The sequence below is a fragment of the Psychrobacter sp. NPDC078409 genome (assembly GCF_050268505.1).
Taxonomy (GTDB): Bacteria; Pseudomonadota; Gammaproteobacteria; order Pseudomonadales; family Moraxellaceae; genus Psychrobacter.
In genome coordinates this window covers 26,145-47,623 of sequence record NZ_JBNNGW010000004.1, presented here as the reverse complement: position 1 = coordinate 47,623, position 21,479 = coordinate 26,145, and the positions used below count along the sequence as shown (strand labels likewise).

Genomic DNA, 21,479 nt, shown 5'->3' with positions numbered 1-21,479 from the left:
CGCTACTGAACTACAAGATACATTAAGCGTTGCGGGACAATCGACTACTAACGGTATCGGTAACACAGGTGATATAGCTAACTCAGGCGACATCACTAACGGCGGCAATATCGCTAACACAGGTACTTTAACCAATACTGGTGCTACTGAACTACAAGATACATTAAGCGTTGCGGGACAATCGACTACTAACGGTATCGGTAACACAGGTGATATAGCTAACTCAGGCGACATCACCAACACAGGTGATCTAACTAACGGCGGTAACTTATCTAATACGGGCACTCTAACGAATATTGGTGCAGCGACTTTAGGTAGTACACTAAGTGTTGCAGACCAAACTAGCACCAACGGTTTGGATAACACTGGTCTGCTAGCTAACGATGGTAACATCACAAACACAGGCGATCTAACCAATACTGGCGCTGCCACATTAGGAAGTACGCTAAACGTTGCAGGTCAATCGACTACCAATGGTATTGCTAATACGGGTAATATCAGCACGGATAGCTTGACTACTACTGATTTTACTACTACTAATTTGACAGCAACAGGTCAAACGACTACCAATGGTATCGCTAACACGGGTGCTATCAGTACAGATAGTTTGACGACGACAACTTTGACAGCGACAGGAACCACTACTACCAATGGTATTACCAACACTGGCGCTATCAACACGGATAGTGTGAATACGACTAACCTGACAGCCACAGGAACCACTACTACAAGCGGTATTGGTAATACAGGTGATATAGCCAACTCAGGTGACATCACTAACGGTGGAGATATCACTAACACAGGTCTCTTAACCAATACTGGTGCGGCGACTTTAGGAAGCACTCTAAACGTCGCAGGTGCAACTACAATAGGTACTAGTACTCAGAATGCTGATCTAACAGTAAATGGTAATATCATTACTACTGGTACTTTTATGCCCGATGATATCAGTACGCAAAATCTAGCAGTTTCACAGTCACTTAATGTCAGTCAGGGTGCTGCAGTCAATATGGGCGGTAACGTGGTACAAGGTGTAGCAGCAGGTCAGATTTCTGCTGGCTCAACCGATGCTGTGAACGGTGGTCAATTGTTCCAAAGTCAGGCTGAAGCATTTGGCTATACAGATCGCGAGATCAATGCACTAGAAGATCGTCAGAACAAGGGATTGGCCTCGTCATTAGCTTTTGCTGGTCTTAAATATTCAACCGTTCCAGGTAAGTTCAGTGTTGGTTTAGCAGGTGGTACTTGGTCTGGTGAGACAGGCTATGCACTAGGGGTTAACTACACTACTGTAGACGGTAAATTTGGATTCAATAGTGCGTTCGGTGGTAATAGTGACGAGCAAGGTGGTAACGTAGGTTTATCTTTCCTTATTAACTAAGAGTTACTTTTATTGATTAAAGCTGATAGTTTCTAAGCCTAATAGTTAATTGTGTAGAAAATTTAACACTTGACTATTAGGTCTGAACCTAGACTAGCGAAGAATGAGTAAAATCATTTAATCAAACTCTAAAAATGGCGTTGCATATCTTTTAAGTTATGATTGCAGCGCCATTTTTACTATTGTAAATCAAGCTTATATTTTGTAGTAGTACTATTTAATCTGATATTTATGGTTGTTTGCCTCTGATATTAGTGTTACTTCTATTTGTTTTCATAACGATTGCTGACCAGTTCTTAATCGTTTGATACAACATCCTAAGACAAGCCCTAAACTTTACGCGACTTAAACCTCAACACTATCTGTCCAAGAGAACTCTTCTAAGATACGCATCCATTGATCGTCTAATCCCGCTTTTATTACTAGTGGCTCACCAGTGACGGGGTGGCTGAGCGCCAAAGTCTGTGCATGCAGCAACATACGCGTGCAATCATAGTGAGTACGAAAAAATCGTGTATGACGTATATCACCGTGACTGGTATCACCCACGATGTGATGGAATACATGTCTCATATGCCGACGCAGCTGATGTTTGCGCCCAGTTTCAGGCGTTAAGCGCACCAGACTATAGCGACTAGTGGTATGCTTTTTTGATACTGCAAATGGCAGCTCAATTTGTGCCAAATTCTGCCAGTGGGTGACCGCTTCTTGAGCAGGTTTATCTAAGTTCGCAAATTTATCGGCAATGGCGTCAGGCTTAAAGCTCAACGCATAGTCAACAGTACCTTGCTCAGACATAAAGCCACGCACCACGGCCAAATATTGCTTGGTCACTTTGCGTTCAGTAAACGCTTCGGTAAGGCTACGTGCCACGGCTGAACTCTTAGCAAACAACAATACACCTGATGTAGGTTTGTCTAACCTATGCACTGGAAACACATGGCAGCCTACCGCATCACGGGTGAGCTGCATGGCAAAGCGTGTCTCACCTTTGTCCAGCCAACTGCGATGCACCAACAGACCAGCTTCTTTATTAATCGCTACTATATACTCATCTTCATAGATAATTTCTATTTGATCAGCAGTATTGCCTTCGATATCCATGTTTTTAGTGCTCATATTTTAGATGCGTCAATTATATATCCTTTTTATTGTACCTGTAGTGGCATAATAAATTTAGATAGTACTGCAGAGAAAGTAAGCAGCAAAACTACCGCACCGTTGTTTATATCTTTGCCATTAGCAGCAGCGTTAATATAAATGGTAAAACGCTAAATGATAAGACGTCAGCTGCCGATGTATTGAGCATGGAAGTACCAATAACCATTCAACACTTTTCTACGCTCATTATTTGTAATATATAGAGTATCAAGAAAGGAGTAATTTCATGAGTATTCAAACATTAGAGCCAAAACTGGCTAACGTTGGCGGTATTCCAATCGCACGTTTATTACCCAATAAAGGCAAAAAACCGATCGGTGCGTGGTGCTTTTTAGATCATGCAGGTCCTGCTGATTTTGGTCAGGATGATGCAGGGATGCAAGTGGGTCGCCATCCGCATACTAATTTGCAGACTTTCAGCTGGATGCTAAATGGTGAAGTGCTGCATAAAGACAGTTTAGGTAATGAACAGGTTATTACCAAAAACCAAGTCAATGTCATGACCGCAGGTACAGGTCTGCACCAAGGTATCAGTCATACAGAGCAAAGTGTCTTTCCAGATACGGGCGGTTCAGAAAATGCTGCACGTGGTATCAGTATGGTGCAGCTATGGATTGCGCTTCCCACCGATCAGAAAATCGAACGCAGTTTTCATCATTATCCTGAGCTACCGACATGGAGCGAGGGCAACGTAGAGATGATACTGACGACAGGCAGTTATACCAATACATCAGGTGAGACATTTAAAGCGCCTACCATTCAGTATTCTAGACTGGTTGGTATAGATGTGTACTTCAAGCAAGATGGTGAGACGACATTGAATTTAGAGCCAAGCTTTGAGTACGGTATTTTGGTTTCAGAAGGTGAAGTAGCGTCCGAAGGCAAGGTTTGTCAGCAAGATCAGTTATTCCGTTTTCATGATAGCGATGTCGCCAATAATAAAAGTATTAAGCTGGCTGCCAAAAAAGGCACACGTATCATGTTCATCGGCGGCGAACCGCTTAATAACCGAGTGCTAATGTGGTGGAACTTCGTTGCTGATAACAAAGCTGAGATTGAACAATCTATTGTTGATTGGAATAATGGCCATGAGCGTTTCGGTAATGTTGACTCTGATATGAAGCGCTTGCCTGCACCTGAATTACCTAAGGGTTTTAAAGGCTGATTACAGTTTGTCTCGCCACCTCAATATTTGACCTTAACTCGTAGAAAACTGCTTAAGTAAAATACTGCTTAAATAAAATAAGGGGAGTTTGACGTAAGGATTAGAAAGGATAGGTCGATCAAACATCAAGTCCTGATTACCATAATTACCACGATGTTAAATCATATGCGAATCAGGACAATATTTGAGATATAGCTCAGTTGGCTTACAATCAAAACGCCAATGCTTAAGTTCTATAAAGGACTTTTACGACATGCCAGCCAAATTTGGTCTTTACTAAATGCGGGGTAAATAGTTCGCCAGTAAAGCAAACCTTATCGAATGGCCCTACCATATCACCTTTGCCAAACTCACCTAAGCTGCCACCTTTTTTCCCTGATGGGCAGGTTGAGTATCGTTTGGCCAGTACATCAAACTTAGCGCCTTTTTTAAGCTTGGCAATAATGTCCTCAGCTTGTTCTTTATGTTTTACTAAAATGTGCAATGCGCTAGCGGTACGAGCCATAATGTAACCCCTTCATAAAATATCAATTATCGGAACATTATATCACTACTTACCTTGGTTGCTAACCTCACTTGTAAGTGCTGAGTTCTCCCAAGTCATCCTTATACAATCGTGACTATAGGGGTTGAAGAAAAGAGGTTTTAGTCATGTAGTGTTTTATTTAAACTACAGCCCTTAAATGACGGACATAAAAAAAGCCTCAATCTTTAGATTGGGGCTTTTCGAATTGGGGATCTGTACTTTACTCATCTCAAATTACGGAATCAAACTATCTACCAAAAGCTGAGTACTAGTGTTTAATGCCTCATTAGCGAACTTTTTATTTCTCAAGCTATGATTACACACTGCTTCAGTTTGCGTAGAAAAATCAGAGTAGTGCTGAGTCACCGCCCAAATATGAAAAATCAAATGGATGGCAGACACGGACTTAATCTTGTTATCTGCAATCCAGCCATCAATCACTGCCACCTTTTCACGAACCAAAGACCTTAAAGGGCCTTTTAATACGGCCATCAAATGAGGTGCCCCTTGTATAATCTCTAACGCATACAGTCTCGATGCTGCAGGCGATTTTTTTGAGATTTTATATTTTTCTTCAATATAGGTCTTAAGGGCAACCCTTGGATCTTGGTTGGCGTTAATCTCACTCAAAGGCGATAGCCACTTACTCAGCACCTTTTCTAAAACAGCAACATACAGAACTTCTTTACTTTGGAAGTAATAAAATATATTCGATTTAGATATGTCAGCTTCTTCGGCAATTTGCTCCATGCGCGCGCCATTTAACCCCTCTTGGGAAAATACGATCAATGCAGCATTAATGATATGTTCTTTCTTTTTTAATATTTTTGCACTCGTCTCTGTCTCTTCTTTTAGTGCGTATTCTTTCACTATATTTTCCCTCATCGTAAAGCCATATGAACCTAATTTTAAATGATAGTTGATTCAATTTAAAAAAGGGTCGAAGCAACCAAATGCAGATGCTATTGGTTAATTAAAACAGATATGCCAACTACTCCAACAGCGAGCAATACCATATCGGTTTACAGGTTCACTGACTAAAGCAACCTGCTGTTGACCAGTCTTTTCTGCTGCTTATTCCACCTTATCTTCATTCAGACCACCATCAAAATGCACTTATAAACAATTTATACATTTGTGCACTATTTTATAACACTTTGCACCAATTTATAACAGCCCGCACTATTTCTCTGCATATTTTTAGACCATATGGTTTAATAATTTTTGTATAGAAATAACGTAAGTATTTGATAAATAAGTATTAATTAATTTGGCATAAATTATGCTACATAAAAAACATGAAATAATCTTTATTTCTTTTATCGCTCTTTTCTTCCTCAAACGTATAGGTGAAATCATGGAAATAGGTATTTTTTGTCCGATTGGTAATAACGGCTGGTTAATCTCGAAAAACGCGCCGCAGTACAAGCCAACATTTGAGCTAAATAAACAAATTGTGCAACGGGCTGAGCACTATGGTTTTGATTTTGCGCTCTCGATGATCAAGCTGCGCGGCTTTGGCGGTGAGACTGAGTTTTGGGATTATAACCTCGAGAGTTTTACTCTGATGGCAGGATTGGCTGCGGTCACGTCCAAGATAAAAATCTATGCCACATCGGCGACTTTGGTCATGCCACCGGCAATCGTAGCGAGAATGGCATCGACGCTTGATAGCATCTCAAACGGACGTTTTGGATTGAATGTCGTGACTGGCTGGCAAGAAGCAGAATATGGACAAATGGGCATGTGGCCTGGCGACGATTATTTTGGTAAGCGCTATGACTACCTATCTGAATATGTCCAAATTTTAAGAGATCTGTGGGCGACAGGCCAATCCGATTTGAAGGGTGAGTTCTTCCAGATGGATGACTGTCAAGTGAAGCCTATTCCACAAGCGGATATGAAGATTATCTGTGCGGGTCAATCAGATACAGGGTTAGCGTTTTCTGCAAAATACGCTGACTATAATTTTGTCTTTGGTAAAGGTCTGAACACGCCAACTGCCTACGCCGGCATCAATGATCGCTTAAAGGTACATACGGATCAGACGGGCCGTAATGTTCCGACCTATGTTCTCTTTATGGTCATTGCAGATGAGACCGATGAAAAGGCACAGGCAAAGTGGCAATCATACAATGATGGCGCGGATTTTGAAGCCATTGATTGGCTGCAGTCACAAGGTGGTAAGGACAAAACCTCAGGCAAAGATACCAACGTTCGCCATATGGCCTCAAGCGTTTCGCCAGTCAATATCAACATGGGTACGCTGGTCGGCTCTTTTGAAAACGTCGCCAGTATGTTGGACGAAGTGGGTGAGATACAAGGTACTGATGGCGTCTTACTTACTTTTGATGACTTCGTGCAAGGTGTTGAAGATTTTGGCAGCAGAATTCAACCGCTGATGCAGAGCCGCATCAATGTTGATACACCAGTTGCCAGTCAAGCTGTCAGCGAAGCCTAATAAAAGGAGCGAATATGAATTCGGTTAATACAATTTGTGCAGACTTTACCAAGGAGTCCTCTCCTGTTTTAGAGTCGTTGCCTGAACCTATCAAGTTAGACCCCTCCCAGACGGCATTGATCGTAGTAGATATGCAAAACGCTTATGCCAGCCAAGGTGGTTATCTAGATTTGGCTGGGTTCGATGTCACGGCAACCAAACCCGTCATCGATAAAATCAAGCAAGCGGTGGATATTGCGCACCAAGCTGGCATACAAGTCATTTACTTCAGAAATGGCTGGGACAATAAATATGTAGAAGCGGGTGGTAGTGGATCGCCTAATTATCACAAATCAAATGCCCTAAAAACCATGCGTAAGAATCCTGAAATTGAGGGAACGCTATTGGCAAAAGGGGGCTGGGATTATGAGTTGGTCGACGATCTTAGCCCTGCGCCTCAAGACATTGTTATAGATAAACCCCGATATAGCGGCTTTGCGAACACTAACTTTGATAGCGTATTGCGGTCACGGGGCATACGTAATCTATTGCTCACAGGTATCGCGACCAACGTCTGTGTTGAGTCTACGCTTCGAGATGGGTTCTTCCTTGAGTATTTTGGGGTGTTATTAGATGACGCGTGTTATCAAGCAGGGCCAGTAGAGGCTCATGAAGCCACACTTTATAACGTAAAAACCTTTTTTGGTTGGGTGTCTGATGTTGACAGCATGCAGCAGTGCTTTTCAGATAGCTAATATTTTACCTAGCCAGTTTTTAGAAATCTAAACCAAGCGTTTCATACTTAACCTAACCGCAATAGGAATGTAGATATGTCTAAACAAGTGATTATCCCTGAAGGTACCAGCAAACCGTTAGCCCCTTATGTACCAGCGACTAAGGCCGACAACATCGTTTATGTCTCTGGCACCTTGCCCTTTGATGAAAACAACGATGTCGTACATGTGGGTGATGCCGCTGCTCAAACTCGCCACGTGTTAACAACGATTCAAAACGTGATTCAAACCGCTGGCGGCGATATGGATGATGTGACGTTTAATTCGATCTTTGTAAAAGATTGGGCAGATTATGACGCGGTCAATCAAGTCTATGCAGAATTCTTTCCCAATGAAAAGCCAGCAAGATTTTGTATCCAATGTGGATTGGTTAAACCAGATGCTTTGGTCGAAATCGCGTCCATAGCGCACATTGGATAAGAAAGCCTGTTTAAAAATAACTGCAGTTAGTGAATTTAAAGTTACCTGACATCGAACCCCCTAGCATTGGACTGTATAGGGCGCTTTAGTTGACTACACATGTGGCGGAATATTGTTTAAAAGGAAATGACAGATGAATACAGTAATTAAAGAAAGCCAAGTAACGCAATCCTCATTAATGAAACGTAAGTCTAAAGAATCATTCACCTCTACGGCAGGGAACTTAACCGACATGCAGCAGTCTTTTAGAGATGCAATGAGCAAGTTGGCGGCTGCCGTGAACATTATTACCACTGAAGGTCCAGCAGGGCGCGCAGGATTTACAGCCTCAGCGGTATGCAGTGTCACTGACGAGCCGCCAACCCTATTAGTGTGTCTAAACCGAAGCGCGTCTGTATACAAATTTTTTAAAGAAAATATGGTGCTATGCGTCAACACACTTGGTCTTGAACATAAAGATTTGAGCGGTGTGTTCGGTGGTAAAAAGGCGCTGGAAGAAAGATTTGAGCAAGGCAACTGGTCCACGCTGTCAACCGGATCGCCTGTATTAGAGGATGCCAGCATCTCTTTTGATTGCAAGATCAAACTCGTCAGCTCGGTGGGAACCCACGATATTCTTATTTGTGAAGTATTGGATATCAAACACAAGCCTGATTGCGAAAGTCTCATCTATTTCAATCGAGACTACCATCAATTAAGTAAGTGCAAAAACTAAGTATCACACCTCTACTTTTTTTAAGGATATTCAAAATGGATAAATGGTTTGTGAAATGGCGTCCCTATACTGGGAACCTAGAAACGACACCGGTAGGTATCAACGAATACTTACCAATGGGTAAAAGTGTGGTGTTAGGCGCACAGCACTCATTCGCAATGTTTGGTGCGACAATCTTAGCTCCCTTACTGATGGGCTTTGATCCTAGCTTAACCATGCTGATTACGGGTATAGGCACGATACTTTTCTTTCTGATTACTGGGGGGCACGTACCAAGTTATTTGGGCTCTAGTTTTGCATTTATCGGAGCGGTCGCAGCAGTAACAGGGTATAGCGGCACTGGTATCAATCCAAATATTGGTATTGCGCTGGGAGGTACTGTTGTCTGCGGGGTTTTATACGCATTGATGGGTTTGCTAGTGATGAAAACAGGGACAGAGTGGATTGAGAACTTGATGCCACCTGTGGTCACTGGGTCCATCGTCATGATTATTGGGTTGAACTTAGCGCCGGTCACCATACAAAGCGTCATCGGCAGTAGCTTTGACTCTTGGATGGCGTTGGTCACCGTATTGTGTATTTGTTCAGTCGCCGTATTTACCAAAGGTATGATAAGACGCCTGTTACTGTTAATAGGACTGGTAGCCGCGTATTTTATTTATTTCCTATTAACCAATGTATTGGGCATGGGCACGCCTATTGATTTTAGTCCAATTGCAAATGCTGCTTGGTTTGGTATTCCAACCCTTTATTCTCCTGTCTTTGAGACCAGTGCCATATTAGTCATTGCACCCGTCTTTATCATCTTAATCGCAGAAAACCTTGGACATTTCAAAGCAGTAGAAGCGATGACTGGCAAAAGTATCTCGCCTTATATGGGTAGAGCGTTCTTCGCTGACGGCCTTTGTACCACGCTCTCGGCTTCGGTAGGCGGTACTGGTATGACGACTTATGCAGAAAATATCGGCGTGATGGCAGCGACCAAAATTTACTCTACCGTCGTCTTTGTCATAGCAGGTGTTTTTGCAATCTTATTGGGTTTATCCCCTAAGTTTGGAACCTTAGTCAGTACCATTCCTGTGCCTATTTTGACCGGAGCTTCAATCGTTGTCTTTGGTTTGATTACCATCGCTGGTGCGCGTATTTGGATGAATGCAAAAATTGATTTCAGTAAGAATGGCAACATGTTGGTAGCAGCCGTCCCAGTAATCCTAGGCACTGGCAACTATTCACTAAATATTGCCGGCTTTGATTTGGGCGGCATCGGTACTGCTACGTTTTTAGCCATTCTTATGAACCTCGCTTTCAATTTTAAAAACAAACAAAAAGAGGTGAGCGTGACCACTGAGAGAGAAATCGCTACATCAGAGCCGCTCTTAAAACTCAATCCATAAAATTAAACCCTATTTGATATTACTTTAAGGAATCGTGTCATGAATACAGAACCACGCAGCGTACAACAATTGGTTAATGGCGAATTTACCGAATCAACTACCACAGAATGGATTGATATCACCAATCCAGCCACTCAAGAAGTTATCGCTAAGGTACCACAGTCAACACCTGCGGAAATCGAGCAAGCCATCAAAACAGCATCTGAGGCCTTTCAGAGTTGGCGTGTCACACCAATCAGTAAACGAGCTCGTGTTTTCCTAAAGTATCAACAATTGATACGTGAAAATATGGATGAGCTGGCAGCGCTACTGACTGAAGAACAAGGTAAGACACTGGCAGATGCTAGAGGTGATGTATTTAGAGGTCTTGAGGTCGTAGAACATGCATCCGGTATCGGTAACTTGCAGCAAGGTGGCTACATCGAAAACGTCGCCAGTAGTGTCGATATGTATACCGTGCAGCAACCAATAGGGGTCTGTGCAGGTATTACTCCCTTTAACTTTCCTGCCATGATACCGCTATGGATGTTTCCAATGGCCATCGCCACAGGCAACACGTTTATCTTAAAACCCTCTGAACAAAACCCAATCGTTACCATGAGATTGGTCGAGCTGGCCCTTGAAGCAGGTATACCAAAAGGGGTATTAAATGTGGTTCATGGTGGTAAAGATACAGTGGATGCGCTGTGCGATCACCCTGACATAAAAGCGATATCTTTTGTTGGTTCAACAGCGGTGGGTAAGCATGTGTATGATCGAGCCGGTCAAGCTGGCAAACGTGTGCAATGTATGATGGGTGCGAAAAACCATGCCGTTATCATGCCTGATGCCAATAAAGAACAAAGTCTGAATCAGCTAGCAGGGGCAGCATTTGGTGCAGCAGGGCAGCGATGCATGGCACTGTCTGTCGTGGTATTGGTTGGAGAATCTAAACAGTGGGTTGATGAAATTGTAGAAAAATCAGCACAGCTAGTAGTGTCTGCTGGCAAGGATGACAAAGATTTAGGTCCGCTAATATCTAAGCAAGCCAAAGCCCGTGTCGAGCGCTTAATCCAAGCGGGCATAGACGAAGGGGCAACCCTCAGACTAGATGGTCGTGGTTGTCAGGTAGAAGGTTATGAGGATGGTAACTTTGTTGGTCCTACCATTTTAGACAATGTAACAGCTGACATGAGCTGCTATACCGAAGAGATTTTTGGCCCTGTCCTATGCATTATGTATGCCGACACGCTTGAGGAAGCCATTAAGATTATCAATACCAATCCAAATGGTAATGGCACTGCAATTTTCACCCAGTCTGGCGCTCATGCACACAAGTTCCAACAAGATATCGATGTTGGACAAGTCGGTATTAATTTACCAATTCCAGTACCGCTACCGATGTTTTCGTTTACAGGGTCTAGAGCCAGTAAGCTCGGTGACTTAGGTCCTTATGGCAAGCAAGCGGTGCAGTTTTATACGCAGACTAAAACCGTGATCTCACGTTGGTTTGATGAGGATGCTAGTGAAGGCGTAAATACCACAATTTCTATGAAGTAGGTATACGGCCATATCAAACGTAGGACGTTATGTAGAGCATGTGATTAATTGACAATAGGCTCTACATAACAACATACAAAAGCAAATATAAATGCAAATGGTGGATTTTATGAATATCAATACAATACCAGAAATCATTGAAGATATTAAAGCAGGCAAGATGGTCATCATCATGGATGATGAGGATCGAGAAAATGAAGGTGACCTGATTATGGCAGCCACTTTAGCCAAACCTGATGATATTAACTTTATGATTACACATGCCAGAGGTTTGGTGTGTTTGACCTTGACCTCCGAGCGCTGCAAAAAATTAAAACTACCCCTCATGTGCAAAGACAACCAAGCACCTTATAGTACAAATTTCACCGTTTCCATTGATGCAGCAAAAGGGGTTAGTACCGGAATATCAACGGCAGACAGAGCTCAGACCATCAGAACTGCCGTGTCTCAAGACGTTACCTTTGATGACGTCGTAACCCCAGGTCATATTTTTCCATTAGTGGCTAAAGAAGGCGGTGTCTTAGAACGCGCTGGGCATACTGAGGCAGGTTGTGATCTAACGAGACTGGCTGGCTTAGAGCCTGCCGCGGTTATTGTAGAAATTATCAACCAAGATGGTGAAATGGCTCGTAGAGACGATCTGATGAAATTCGCTGATATTCATAACCTAAAGGTCGGCACTATAGACGCGTTAATTAAATATATTAAATCTCAAGAGGCTGTCGAGAGTAAAGGTGAAAACGAAGTCGAAAACTTCGAAGAAACTGTAACGTATGAATATGATGAAAGCGATGAGCGTACCGTTGAGTTGATTTAGTAAACTTAATTTAACTTTACTTTATAAGCTATTAGATACTTTTACCGCAATTTGAAATTTACTAAAATTGGATGAAACCCTATGTTAGTTAAAAAATATCCTTGTAAGAACGACACGTCAGAAACGGTCGTATTTAGTTCAGGTTTAGGCGGGCATGCTGATTTTTGGTTACCTCAAATTGAGAGTTTTACCGAGTATTATAATGTGATTTGCTATGAACAAGAGGGCGTATCGCCTGATAGTGATCTCTTACCCGATGACTATTCTATGCAAGATTTAGCAGAACAATTAATTGAAATATTAAAACAAGAAGGGCTGTCTAATTGTCATTTCGTCGGTCACGCGCTTGGCGGATTTATCGGTATGGAAGTCGCTTATAAAGCGCCAGAATTGTTAAATAAACTGGTCATCTTAAATGGTTGGGAAAGCCTCGATCCTCACACTATCAAATGTTTTAGGATGCGAACCAGTTTGCTACAAGATACAGGTATAGAAGCATTTGTGCGCGCCCAAGCGATATTTTTGTACCCGCCAATATGGATCTCAGACAACATAGACGCACTCACGCAAAAAGAAAACAAAGCCATCGATCACTTTGCGCCAGTCGAGAACGTCTCAACGAGACTAAAAGCCTTGCAGGCTTATCAGCCCCTGATAAATGCCAAGCATATCAAAAATAAGACGTTAGTCTTAAGCAATCTTGATGATGTGTTGGTGCCATGGCAACGCGGTCTGGCGCTAGCCGATAGTATGCAAAACGCCCAGTTTGAGTTAATGGTGACGGGTGGCCATGCCAGCACAATCACAGAGACCTGCTCAACCAATAGCAAAATTCTTCAATTCTTATCCAAAATTTAATATCAATAAGGAAATGTTATGACTGACTCCCTATCGTTATCCTCAGAAGGTCTTGATCAGCTGTTTGGTAAGGCCAGATCCTTTAACGCTTGGCAAAAAAAAGACGTGCCAGATGTACTACTTGAAGAGATCTATCACTTGGTTAAAATGGCGCCTACTTCGGCTAACTGTTCACCGGCGCGGTTTGTATTTCTCAAATCTGATGACGCTAAAGCACGCTTAGAGCCAGCATTGTCATCAGGTAATATCGAAAAAACAATGACGGCACCTGTCACAGTGATTGTCGCTTATGATAATGAGTTTTATGATCAGCTTCCCAAATTATTCCCACATACTGATGCCAGATCGTGGTTTAATTCTAGTCCTGAACTTATAAAAGAAACGGCGTTTAGAAACAGTTCTATGCAAGCGGCTTATCTAATCTTGGCTTGTAGAGCCTTGGGTTTAGACACGGGCCCAATGTCTGGATTCAATAATGAACTGGTAGATAAAACCTTTCTTGAAGGTAGAAAATGGACCTCAAATCTACTCATTAATATAGGTTATGGTCAAGAAGATCAACTGTATAGTCGTCTGCCAAGACTAGACTTTGATGAAGCTTGCCAGATTTTATAAGAAACGAGTTATTCAACCATGTGGAAGGGTAGCTGCTTTTGACTGGGTTATTAAGTGAACTATGATGACGCTTAATAACCATTTTTGATTACAAAGCTCTAAAGTTAAAGGTTTTTCACTACAGCTCTGCTATTGCAGGCATAAAAATAGCCCCAACCTTGAGATTGGGGCTATTTAAATTTGGCAAACGTAATATGATTCGAACCAACGATCTCTATCATGTTTGAGTAGGTTGACCAAGCAATGTATTATTACACTCTCTTATAGATATTTCTTGTATTAGCCTATAGCTATATGAGCTATGCTACATATATTTCTCTGTATATGACTATATAGTAGGCTAAGCGAAACTGACATCGTATCCACATTATAGAGGATTGGTTATATTAGAATATAAGCAAACTTCCGAGATTCACGGTTTTTATATTTCTTACTCTACAGCATTAGCTGATAAGAAAAGAGATTTTGATAAAGCCGAGAAAAAATCTTGATATATTTTGGGATTTTCAATTGGTTTCAAGTTGTATTGCGCATTTGCTCTAACAATTACAGATTTTCCAGAACTAGAAGGTCTTGCAGTAACAGTCATTCTAACTTTATTACCGCTGACTAGTCTGGTAGCTGAAACTGTACCAAGATCTGTATCAGCTTTATCAATGACAAAACTCAAATCTTGTAAGGTTGATATTACATTTCTAACTACTATAGTTTTATCACTGGTATCAAAAGCTCGCGTTTGCATACTGCGTAGCTCTACTTGATTGTCAGCGCCCAAAATTCTAGCATCATGTGTTGCACAACCTGTAATAGCGAGGAAGGCAGCGAAAAAAGTTATTTTTAATGATTTCATATTTCCTGAGCCTCTAAAAATACTGATTTAGATAATTTACTGAAGAATTCAACATATAGCTCTTCTGTCTTCATGGTTTCGGCTTTAGTTACTTGTCCTTGAGTATTTGTCACAATACGCTGAAAAGTAGCTCTAGCTAAATAACCTTCATTGTTGAGCTTAGAAGGTAGTGTGACGAAACTAACTTTAATTTGCTGCTCGCTATCAACTGACATATTGCCACCACCAAGGACGGCTAATAGTACCGCGCCTGCTATCTGCGCGTTATTGGTGGCACTTACAGTCTTAGACGCTGTAATAACACCTGATTTTGTTTCGGTTTCGTCTATCGAATATCCCATATCTTGTAATACAGCTACTCCAGCTGAAAGAAGTGAGATCTCATCTTTTGTTTCAAAGAATCTAGACTGCATTTGTCGTTCTTGTAGAGAGGTCTCAGAAGCTTGAAATAAGTTTTCTGGTGCAGTTGTCGCGCAACCAGTCATTGCTAAAGTACAAGCGACAAAGATATATTTCATTTTTTTCATTAGTTTGACCCTAGAACTTTGATGAGTGATAGGCAAAGTCTCTTACCAAGTTTTGTTCATCAAATTTTATTATTATAGTAAGTGTTCTCTGTGAGGTAGATGACGCCCCTGAACTAGATTGACCACCAGCTAGAACAGCAAATACCCAACCTGTACTTGATGACTGAACTCTATCTGTAGCTACTTTATCGTAAACCCAGACCTCTCTTCTTTGATCATCTGTAGAGACCATATTCGGTGACCCAAGTGCTTGTAATACATCTGCACCACTCATGCCTACTTTGATTTGTTTTTGAACAACGCCCACAGATATATTTGAGTTGCTTTGAACTTGTTCAGCATGATGTGCTGCTGAAACACAGCCACCAAGTGATAAAGCGGCTATTAGAATAAATATAGCTTTCATCTTATTTCCTTTTTAATAGAGGGATATGCACAGTATAAGTTAGGTGTGAAAACATAGTATTTTCATACCTAACTTAGATAGACACAATGTAACGGTTTAGTTAACAAATGTAAATAAAAAACTCTACAATACAAGGCTTTTGTTCTTTATTTACATTCATACTTTTATATGATTTAAGAAAATAAACTTAAAGAAATCTTTTATTTATTTTGATATTAACGTGAATAGTAGACTTGCCTCTAATGGCAAAGGGAGTGCCAACTAAGTATTCAATATTATTGGTGATAAAAGTGTCGCTATATTATATTACAAACTCGAAAGCAGAACACTTGTTTCGCTATTCAAAATGCCATCAATCTCTCTGACTTGACGCAGCACTTCGTCAAATTCTCTCAAGCTTGTCGTATGTATCTCTCCTACCAAGTCCCATGCCCCGTTGGTCGTATGCAGCTTAATCAATTGCGGAATACCCCGCAGTTTCCTAATCACTTGTGAAGTAGATTTTCCTGTTACTTCAATCATCATCATCGCTTTGACCGTTTCTTTATCTAGTGCTTCATGCACTCGAATCGTAAATCCTAAAATAGCACCGTTGTGAATCAGTCTATCCAATCTATTCTGGACAGTGGCACGAGAGACTTTAAGTTTTTTAGCCAGGTTTGAGATGGTTGCTCGACCATCTTGTCGAAGTTCAGATATCAGTTCGCTATCTAATGAGTCATAAGTGTAATATGCCATAAAAATGCTTCCTTCATTGGATTTTGACATTATGCTAAGTAGCACCTAACAATGTGTCAAAAAAATGTCCATATTTAGTAAATTATTGACATTTTAACTGACAATTATAATTGGTAGCATATTAATTGTCGGTTAAATAAATAATATTCATGGAATGGAGCAAAATTAATGTCTAAATTTATCGTATCACAGAAGCAGGGTGTGCCATTTGTTAGCGTACAGGCGATGGCTGAAATCATTAGTAATTATGGTATAGAACAGACCATAAAAGAATTGGTAGATGCTTTAGAACAAGATTTTTCTCGTTGGGATAGTTTTGAAAAATCCAGTCGTTTTGCTTCTCATTCCAAAGACGGTGTCATAGAGCTGATGCCTGTCAGCGATGGTGAAATGTTTGCGTGCAAATATGTTAATGGTCATCCAATCAATACCAAGCGTGATTTGCAGACGGTAGCCGCTTTTGGCTTATTGTCTGATGTCGATACAGGCTATCCCATTCTGCTGACAGAAATGTGTATCTTAACCGCCTTGCGTACGGCAGCGACTTCTGCACTGGTTGCCAAATATTGTGCGCCTAAAAACGCCCAGACTTTAGCGCTTATCGGTAATGGTGCTCAAGGAGAGTTCCAAGCAATGGGTATGAAGGCAGTCGTGGGTATCTCAAAAGTGCGTTTATATGATGTCGACCCAGCCGCATCTGAAAAAGTAGCGTATAACCTTGCCGATTCAGGTCTAGAGATTACTATTTGCAAAACGGTAGAAGAAGCAGTTGAAGGTGCAGATATCATCACTACCTGTACCGCAGATAAGAAAAACGCCACCATTCTTCGTGATGATATGGTTAAAAAAGGCGTTTATATTAATGCCATCGGTGGTGACTGTCCTGGCAAAACGGAGCTGGATGCCAACATCTTGTTAAGAGCCGATCATGTGATTGTAGAGTTTGAACCACAAACCCGTATTGAAGGCGACATTCAACAGCTCTCTCAAGATTTCCCTGTGACAGAGTTTCACCGCATCGTAAACGGTGAGAAAGAAGTACGTACCAACGAAAATAACTTGGTTGTATTTGATGGTGTTGGTTTTGCCTCAGAAGACTTTACGGCTTTGGTATTTTTGCGTGATTTGATCAAAAAGCAGGATGCATATGAGCTGCTTGACTTGATTCCTCAGCAACAAGACCCTAAAAACCTCTATTCGGTAGTAAAAGCTCATAGCAAAGATCGTAGCCTAGAGACGGATGAAGCGATGGCCGTATCATAAGTCATTTGAATATAGAAAATAGAAGTTCAATGCCAGATGTGGACTCAAATGATGAAAAAATTGTTTTATTTAATAGAGACAAAATAATGAATGATTTAATGAAAAACGTGCGAATAGTAGAAGTTTATTCAGATGTCGCAGGGCATAAAAAAGGCGCGTCACTAGGAATCGATGCGTTGCGCGCGTCATCAAAAGAGATGAATGCAGACTACTATGAAAAATTGCAACTTGATAGTATAAAAAATGAATATATACATGAAGAAGAGTCGCCATTTAAGCATGCAAAATATGCTGATGTGATTGAACCTGTTATTTCTAAACTAGCGCATAAAATCAAAGATATAAGAGATGAGAATCAATTTCCGATTGTTATTGCAGGTGATCATTCTAGCTGTGCAGGCACCATGCACGGTCTAAAAATGGCACATCCTGATGCTGAAATCGGCGTGGTTTATATAGACGCACACGCTGATTTTCACTCACCATATACCAGCGGATCAGGAAATATGCATGGCATGCCTTTGGCAATGGCTTGTGCCATTGATAATTTGGAATGTCAGCGTAACGAGCTTTCTGAAAAAGAAAAAGAGTATTGGGAAAAGTTGAAATTTATGGCATCGAGGGAGCCATCAATTAAGCCAGAAAACGTGGTGTTTTGTGCGGTTAGAGACTATCAAGAAGAAGAGATGGATCTAATTAGAAGACATAAAATCCCTTTATATAGCGTGGCTGAGATAACCCAAAAAGGCATCAGTTCTACCGTAGAGGAAATCTTCAAAAAACTAGAATACTGCGATCATATCTATGTCTCGTTTGATGTTGATAGTGTCGACCCTTTATATGTGCCAGGTACCGGTACGCCTGCAATGAATGGTTTGTCATACGAACAAGCGATGCAACTCAATATAGAGTTAATTAAGAATAAGAAAGTATGCTGCTGGGAAATGGCAGAGATAAATCCTTTGTACAACAACTCAAAAGATGACTCGACCAGAATATTTAAAATTTTAGAAAAAGTGACCCACACACTTTTGAGCAATTACTAGTATTGAATATTCAAAATGAGTAAAAGAATCTAGCCTAAAGGGGTTTGTTAAAACCTTCTTTAGGTTGGTTAAAAAGGGACTGCGAGTAAAAATAATATGGACATTATTAAAGCCAGCGCTGCAAGTCGAGATGTTAGCGGTATTAATATCAAACAGTTTTTGAAGTTCTTTATCCCATCTATTATAGGTTTGATGCTTTTCGTATTTCCAATTCCCTATGTGGATGGTAAGTTTGTCACCTATGCAGAAGGATTTACTATTCCTATATCTGTATTGAAGGATTACATACAGGGTTATATCGGTGATCTTTTACCGTTATTGGTTGTCACCTCAATCATGATTACCTTGTGTTGCACCTTATATACTAAAATCATGAAACCTGCATTTATTTTGAATAATGCGTTTCTAAATAATTTATTAAACGTTACAACGCCTTGGCTTATCATTAGAATGCTTGGTGCGTTTTTCGTTGTCGTGACCTATTTTAAATTTGGGTTTGAGGCAATATATTCAGACAATATTGGCGGCTTAATATTATATGAATTAATGCCCATACTTTTTATCGTGTTTTTCTTGGCTGGATTGCTGTTACCGTTATTGCTTGATTTTGGCTTATTAGAATTTTTCGGGGTTCTATTGAGCAAAGTAATGAGACCTTTATTTGGCTTACCAGGTAGGTCATCTGTAGATTGTTTAACGTCATGGTTGGGTGATGGCACTATCGGTGTCTTACTAACCGATAAACAATTGGAAGGTGGGTTCTATACCAAGAAAGAAGCGGCAATTATCGCGACAAGTTTTTCAGCAGTGTCGATTACATTCTGTTTGGTTGTCATCTCTCAGGTTAAGCTTGAGAGCTACTTTATCAATATGATTGGGGTCGTTGCTTTATGCGGAATTGTTTGTGCGCTAATAGTCCCAAGGTTATTGCCTTTATCTAGAATTGAAGATACTTATACTATCGAAAACAGTGATAGAGATCATGAAACCATTCCCGAAGGAAAAACACTATTTACCCACAGTTTACATAAAGCTGTCCAAAAAGCAGATAAGAGCCCAAGTTTTCTTACTTTCTTAAGAGATGGGCTAAAAAATATTTTGGATATGTGGATTGGGATATTGCCTGTCGTTATGGCAATCGGAACGATGGGTTTAATCGTTGCAGAAGAAACACCTGTATTTGATTATCTAGGTATGCCTTTTATTCCATTCTTAGAGTTATTGAACATACCTTTTGCCGCAGAAATGTCAAAAACGATTATGGTAGGTTTCGCGGATATGTTCTTACCGGCTATTATCGGTTCTTCAATAGAGTCAGAGTTAACTCGATTTGTCATCGCTTGCTTGTCAGTGTCTCAATTGATCTATATGTCAGAAGTAGGGGGATTGATTTTAGGGACAAAAATTCCAGTAAGCTTTTTTCAGTTATTAGTCATTTTTCTATTGAGAACCGTTATCTCATTACCAATCATTGCGGTGTGTGCTCATATGATTTTCTAAATAGAACTTTCTAAAAGTTGGCGATACCACGTCTGAACAAAGAATTAGCAGTAAAAAAACCACCTTCATAGGTGGTTTTTTGCTATCAGTATCAAGCTATAGTTTAATTCAAATGATTTCGATATAAGGCAATCGAGTTCAAGCTATATATTATTTCTTGCAACCTTACAAAAATAGATATACGATTCATATACGTTTCGTATATTAAGGTGCTTTTATGGGAATTGTAAAAATTGATGATGAACTGCATGAAGATATTCGTAAAGCAAGTGCCGTCATGGTGCGCTCCATCAACGCGCAAGCTGAATATTGGATGAAGATAGGCATGCTCGCTGAAGCCAACCCGAATATGTCTTACAACCAAATTATCAATGAGCAAATGAGACAAGCTGATGTCAATGTAAGGAACCTTATAGATGGATAAGGTCATACTTAAAAGCGCAGCGGAATTGGAAATCATGCGCGAGTCTGGGCGACTTCTAGCCTCTGTCTTTGATTATCTTGATGAACAAATTACAGTTGGTACTTCTACGATGGACATCAACAACCTTGCTGAGCACTATATCGTCAATCAGTTAGGTGCACGTCCAGCCAGTAAGGGTCAGTATGGTTATCAGTATGCATTAAATACCTCAGTGAATAACGTGGTCTGTCATGGTATTCCTTCAGATCATCAAATACTTAAATCAGGTGATATTGTAAATGTGGATATTACCCTAGAACAAAGTGGTTTTATCGCTGATTCTAGCAAAATGTATTTGATAGGTGAGGTGTTGCCCCTTGCAAAACGCTTGGTTGATCAGACTTATGAAGCCATGTGGGAAGGAATACGAGTGGTAAAACCTGGAGCAACGCTAGGTGATGTTGGTTATGCCATCCAAAGTTACGCTGAGAAGCAAGGCTATTCAGTAGTGCGAGAGTATTGCGGTCACGGTATTGGACGCGAAATGCATGAGGGACCGCAAGTTTTACATTACGGACATCAAGGAAAAGGTCTAGTCCTACAAGAAGGTATGACATTCACCATTGAACCGATGGTCAACCAAGGTAAAGCCAAAGTTAAGGTCAAAAAAGATGGCTGGACCGTAATCACCAATGATAAAAAATTATCTGCTCAGTGGGAGCATACAATTGCGGTTACTTCTGACGGCTATGAAGTTCTTACTCTGCGAAACGATGAAATATTTTAAGCGATTTGATATTTGAACGACGATTCGGTAAGGCGTTTCTATAATTCAGAAGCGCCTTTTTTAGAGTTTTATGTGACCATTATTTGAGCCTATTATGGCTGAGAAGAAAGTGACTAACATCGAGGGCAAACGCG

22 protein-coding genes and 1 pseudogene are annotated in these 21,479 nt (G+C 40.8%); 16 read left to right on the top strand and 7 right to left on the bottom strand.

The genetic code is table 11. The annotated features are described in order from the left end of the window. Nucleotides 1-1,381 (top strand): YadA family autotransporter adhesin (locus ACQKC9_RS08975; RefSeq protein ID WP_427621480.1); only part of this gene is annotated, 1,381 nt, incomplete at its 5' end. A 345-nt stretch (nucleotides 1,382-1,726) separates the two neighbouring features. On the opposite strand, the gene truC is transcribed toward ACQKC9_RS08975, so the two are convergent. After that, nucleotides 1,727-2,500, bottom strand: coding sequence for a tRNA pseudouridine(65) synthase TruC (gene truC / locus ACQKC9_RS08970; RefSeq protein WP_427621479.1), 774 nt, complete (start codon nucleotides 2,498-2,500; stop codon nucleotides 1,727-1,729). A 268-nt stretch (nucleotides 2,501-2,768) separates the two neighbouring features. Between truC and ACQKC9_RS08965 the strand changes: the two genes are divergently transcribed. Continuing rightward, nucleotides 2,769-3,707 carry a pirin family protein gene (locus tag ACQKC9_RS08965; protein WP_427621477.1) on the top strand — a complete coding sequence of 313 codons (939 nt, stop codon included), beginning with the start codon at nucleotides 2,769-2,771 and terminating at the stop codon, nucleotides 3,705-3,707. Nucleotides 3,708-3,933: 226 nt separating this feature from the next. On the opposite strand, the gene ACQKC9_RS08960 is transcribed toward ACQKC9_RS08965, so the two are convergent. Together ACQKC9_RS08960 and ACQKC9_RS08955 are read right to left on the bottom strand one after the other, a co-directional pair. After that, nucleotides 3,934-4,212 (bottom strand): peptidylprolyl isomerase, encoded by a 279-nt coding sequence (locus ACQKC9_RS08960; protein WP_102078430.1) that lies wholly within the window; start codon nucleotides 4,210-4,212, stop codon nucleotides 3,934-3,936. 255 nt (nucleotides 4,213-4,467) lie between these two features. Continuing rightward, a complete protein-coding gene (locus ACQKC9_RS08955; protein ID WP_347163264.1) occupies nucleotides 4,468-5,103 on the bottom strand; it encodes a TetR family transcriptional regulator C-terminal domain-containing protein in 636 nt (211 codons plus the stop codon). 487 nt (nucleotides 5,104-5,590) lie between these two features. Between ACQKC9_RS08955 and rutA the strand changes: the two genes are divergently transcribed. The 9 genes and pseudogenes from rutA to ACQKC9_RS08910 all read left to right on the top strand — a co-directional run bounded on the left by rutA (nucleotide 5,591) and on the right by ACQKC9_RS08910 (nucleotide 13,825). Beyond that, on the top strand, nucleotides 5,591-6,694 hold the full coding sequence (rutA, locus tag ACQKC9_RS08950) for a pyrimidine utilization protein A (protein WP_427621476.1): 1,104 nt from the start codon (nucleotides 5,591-5,593) through the stop codon (nucleotides 6,692-6,694). 14 nt (nucleotides 6,695-6,708) lie between these two features. Next, a complete protein-coding gene (rutB, locus tag ACQKC9_RS08945; protein WP_427621474.1) occupies nucleotides 6,709-7,428 on the top strand; it encodes a pyrimidine utilization protein B in 720 nt (239 codons plus the stop codon). A gap of 75 nt (nucleotides 7,429-7,503) precedes the next feature. Continuing rightward, on the top strand, nucleotides 7,504-7,887 hold the full coding sequence (gene rutC / locus ACQKC9_RS08940) for a pyrimidine utilization protein C (protein WP_057761062.1): 384 nt from the start codon (nucleotides 7,504-7,506) through the stop codon (nucleotides 7,885-7,887). Between the two features lie 133 nt (nucleotides 7,888-8,020). After that, on the top strand, nucleotides 8,021-8,602 hold the full coding sequence (rutF, locus tag ACQKC9_RS08935; protein ID WP_427621472.1) for an NADH-dependent FMN reductase RutF: 582 nt from the start codon (nucleotides 8,021-8,023) through the stop codon (nucleotides 8,600-8,602). Between the two features lie 35 nt (nucleotides 8,603-8,637). After that, nucleotides 8,638-9,996, top strand: coding sequence for a solute carrier family 23 protein (locus ACQKC9_RS08930; RefSeq protein ID WP_427621471.1), 1,359 nt, complete (start codon nucleotides 8,638-8,640; stop codon nucleotides 9,994-9,996). Between the two features lie 39 nt (nucleotides 9,997-10,035). Then, nucleotides 10,036-11,535, top strand: a complete 1,500-nt coding sequence (locus ACQKC9_RS08925; RefSeq protein WP_427621469.1) for a CoA-acylating methylmalonate-semialdehyde dehydrogenase — start codon at nucleotides 10,036-10,038, stop codon at nucleotides 11,533-11,535. A gap of 109 nt (nucleotides 11,536-11,644) precedes the next feature. After that, nucleotides 11,645-12,238 (top strand): annotated as a pseudogene (gene ribB / locus ACQKC9_RS08920) (3,4-dihydroxy-2-butanone-4-phosphate synthase); the annotation flags it as partial. A 195-nt stretch (nucleotides 12,239-12,433) separates the two neighbouring features. Next, a complete protein-coding gene (gene rutD, locus ACQKC9_RS08915; protein ID WP_201578671.1) occupies nucleotides 12,434-13,210 on the top strand; it encodes a pyrimidine utilization protein D in 777 nt (258 codons plus the stop codon). A gap of 18 nt (nucleotides 13,211-13,228) precedes the next feature. Then, nucleotides 13,229-13,825, top strand: coding sequence for a malonic semialdehyde reductase (locus ACQKC9_RS08910; protein ID WP_427621468.1), 597 nt, complete (start codon nucleotides 13,229-13,231; stop codon nucleotides 13,823-13,825). A gap of 430 nt (nucleotides 13,826-14,255) precedes the next feature. Here ACQKC9_RS08910 and ACQKC9_RS08905 read toward each other — a convergent pair whose 3' ends face one another. The 4 genes from ACQKC9_RS08905 to ACQKC9_RS08890 form a co-directional block, all read right to left on the bottom strand. After that, entirely contained in the window at nucleotides 14,256-14,675 is a 420-nt protein-coding gene (locus ACQKC9_RS08905; protein ID WP_201567283.1) for a hypothetical protein, read from the bottom strand. Then, on the bottom strand, nucleotides 14,672-15,202 hold the full coding sequence (locus ACQKC9_RS08900; protein ID WP_201567284.1) for a hypothetical protein: 531 nt from the start codon (nucleotides 15,200-15,202) through the stop codon (nucleotides 14,672-14,674). The genes ACQKC9_RS08905 and ACQKC9_RS08900 overlap by 4 nt, the downstream gene beginning before the upstream one ends. A 10-nt stretch (nucleotides 15,203-15,212) precedes the next feature. Beyond that, a complete protein-coding gene (locus ACQKC9_RS08895; RefSeq protein WP_201567285.1) occupies nucleotides 15,213-15,608 on the bottom strand; it encodes an outer membrane protein assembly factor BamE in 396 nt (131 codons plus the stop codon). 306 nt (nucleotides 15,609-15,914) lie between these two features. Continuing rightward, complete coding sequence (locus ACQKC9_RS08890) at nucleotides 15,915-16,346, bottom strand: Lrp/AsnC family transcriptional regulator (protein WP_057761040.1); 432 nt, start codon at nucleotides 16,344-16,346, stop codon at nucleotides 15,915-15,917. A 168-nt stretch (nucleotides 16,347-16,514) separates the two neighbouring features. Here ACQKC9_RS08890 and ACQKC9_RS08885 point away from each other — a divergent pair, with 168 nt between their 5' ends. The 5 genes from ACQKC9_RS08885 (at nucleotide 16,515) to map (ending at nucleotide 21,345) form a co-directional block, all read left to right on the top strand. After that, nucleotides 16,515-17,609: an ornithine cyclodeaminase gene (locus ACQKC9_RS08885; RefSeq protein ID WP_427621466.1), complete on the top strand. Its 1,095-nt coding sequence runs from the start codon at nucleotides 16,515-16,517 to the stop codon at nucleotides 17,607-17,609. Between the two features lie 29 nt (nucleotides 17,610-17,638). Further along, the gene (locus ACQKC9_RS08880) at nucleotides 17,639-18,655 is read left to right on the top strand and encodes an arginase (RefSeq protein ID WP_427621464.1); all 1,017 of its coding nucleotides are present in this window, start codon (nucleotides 17,639-17,641) and stop codon (nucleotides 18,653-18,655) included. A gap of 96 nt (nucleotides 18,656-18,751) precedes the next feature. Further along, on the top strand, nucleotides 18,752-20,155 hold the full coding sequence (locus tag ACQKC9_RS08875) for a YjiH family protein (RefSeq protein WP_427621462.1): 1,404 nt from the start codon (nucleotides 18,752-18,754) through the stop codon (nucleotides 20,153-20,155). 217 nt (nucleotides 20,156-20,372) lie between these two features. Then, on the top strand, nucleotides 20,373-20,579 hold the full coding sequence (locus ACQKC9_RS08870; protein WP_057761037.1) for a ParD-like family protein: 207 nt from the start codon (nucleotides 20,373-20,375) through the stop codon (nucleotides 20,577-20,579). Further along, complete coding sequence (map, locus tag ACQKC9_RS08865) at nucleotides 20,572-21,345, top strand: type I methionyl aminopeptidase (RefSeq protein WP_427621461.1); 774 nt, start codon at nucleotides 20,572-20,574, stop codon at nucleotides 21,343-21,345. The genes ACQKC9_RS08870 and map overlap by 8 nt, the downstream gene beginning before the upstream one ends. The last annotated feature ends 134 nt before the right edge of the window (nucleotides 21,346-21,479 follow it).